Consider the following 2,314-nt stretch of genomic DNA (forward strand, 5'->3'; position numbering starts at 1 on the left):
CCGTATTACAGTTTTAGCTCAAGAAAATCTATATGCTGGAGTTGCAAGAAATGCTGGTATGATGGTAGCTAGTGGAGAGTATTATCATTTTTTAGATAGTGATGATTGCATGAGTGGTGAGCTTAATTATTTTTATAATGAAGCTTGTAAAAATCAAGTTGAATTGTTTAAATTTAAAAATATAATTTATGATGATTATAATGACTTATATTATCAAAATGATTATATTTTGATATCAAAACTTGATAAAAAGTACTTTAATAAACTCATAAAAAATCCTAAGATAGATTTACTTTTAAATCTTCCTGATAGTGCTTGGAGTGGTATATATAAAGCTAGTTTTATAGAAAAATTTGATATAAAATTTGATAATCTTAAATGTGTTAATGATGTTAGTTTTTTCATAAAGTGCATAAATAATCTCAATAGTCTTTATATATCAAATAAAGAATTGATTATATATAGAAGAAATCATGTTAATTCTTTAATGCAGCTTAGAGCTGATAATTTAGTTGATTTAATAAGGCAGTTTAAGAATATAGAAAAAGTGGATTTAAAACATAAACAAATTATATTGAAATATATTTTTATGAAAATTAAATCACAATTTATAAATAATTTAGATAAGCTAAGTGAAGATGTTTTTGATGAGCTAAAAACTATATCTTATAGATGCTTTAATGATAGAGATTTGATAAATTTTAATGATTTTGTAATAGCTTACAAGCCACAACAAACGAAATTTAATAACTTTTATTATTCATATCCAAAGATACTTTCTAATGACAAAGGCAATGGCATAAGCATTGAAGGTAGTGGTGATTGTGTGATATATCTAAAAGCTATAGAAAGTGGGTTATTTAATATAACTTTTAGGTCTATTTTGAACAATGGCTTTTATAAAGCTACAAGATATAACTTAATAAAAATCAACGATGAGATAATAAATATACTTCCAGTTATTACAACCGATAATTCTCCTTATAGATATAAATTAAAGGTTAAAAATGGTGATATTTTGAAATTGGAATTTAGATTAGGAATTACAAACGTTAAACAAGATTTTAAAGTAAATATAAGAAATGTAAAAAATAAAAAAAATAGTGTTGAATTGGTAAAAATAAAAGGAATATAAATGAGTAAAGAAAAACTAAATTTAATAGTAGGATGTGGTTTAAGTGGTGCTGTAATGGCAAATAAAATAGCCAACGAATTGGGTGAAAATGTTGTTATTATAGATAGGAAAGACCATATAGCAGGTACTTGTTATGATTATAAAGATATAGATACAGGCATTACAGTTCATAAGTACGGCCCTCATATTTTTAGAACTAATAATAAAGAAGTTTGGGATTTTTTATCAAAATATACCGAATGGATGCCTTTTATGCATAATGTTTTAGGCATAGTAGACGGCAATGAAGTACCAGTTCCATTTAACTTAAATTCGTTGCATATTGTATTTCCTGAGCAGTTGGCAAAAAAATTAGAAAATAAACTTATAGAAAAATTTGGATATAACGTAAAGATAAAGATACTTGAGCTACTACAAACAGATGATAAAGATTTAAAATTATTAGCAGATTTTATATATGAAAAAATTTTTAAGGAATATACCATTAAACAATGGGGCTTTAAGCCTGAAGATTTAGACCCATCTGTTACTGGATCGGTTCCGGTTTTTATAGGTAGAGATAATAGGTATTTTCAAGAAAAATATCAAGGTATACCTCTTAATGGTTATACTAAGATGTTTGAAAATATGTTATCTCATAAAAATATAGAGATAAGACTAAACACTGACTATAAAGATATAAATGAAAAACATTTTGATAGAATATTTTATACTGGAGCTATTGAAGAATTTTTTGAATATAAATTTGGAAAACTACCTTATAGAAGTCTAGATATTAAAATTACAACTTATGATATTGATAAATTTCAAAATGCTCCGGTGGTTAATTATCCTAACAATTATGATTTTACTAGAATAGCTGAGTATAAATATTTTTTAAAAGAACAATCTAATAAAACAGTTTTATCGTTTGAATATCCTAAAGAATTTGAAATAGGAAAGAATGAAAGAATTTATCCAATTTTAAATAATTCAAATACTGCTTTATATAACAAATACTTACAAGAAGCTATATTATTAGAAAATATTTATTTTTTAGGAAGACTAGGAGCTTATAAATATTATGATATGAATAGAACTATCCTTGGTGCTTTTGAAGTATTTGAGAATATCTTTAATGTAAAAGGAAGTAATAAATGAGTGATTTTTTATCAATGACTTTGTCAGAAAATCAAATTA

The 2,314-nt window shown here is 24.6% G+C and carries 2 protein-coding genes; both read left to right on the forward strand.

The window, feature by feature from the left end; translation table 11 throughout:
* Nucleotides 1–1,135: glycosyltransferase (locus AVBRAN9333_RS09335; RefSeq protein ID WP_336609902.1), on the forward strand; the 1,135-nt coding region annotated here is incomplete at its 5' end.
* Nucleotides 1,136–2,275: a UDP-galactopyranose mutase gene (gene glf / locus AVBRAN9333_RS09340; RefSeq protein WP_336609903.1), complete on the forward strand. Its 1,140-nt coding sequence runs from the start codon at nucleotides 1,136–1,138 to the stop codon at nucleotides 2,273–2,275.
* Nucleotides 2,276–2,314: the final 39 nt, after the last annotated feature.

The sequence above is a fragment of the Campylobacter sp. RM9333 genome, assembly GCF_020137705.1.
Lineage (GTDB): Bacteria > Campylobacterota > Campylobacteria > Campylobacterales > Campylobacteraceae > Campylobacter_E.

Excerpts from the sequence above, each read along its gene's own strand:
- glf (WP_336609903.1), top strand. The coding sequence starts at position 1,136 with ATGAGTAAAGAAAAACTAAATTTAATAGTAGGATGTGGTTTAAGTGGT.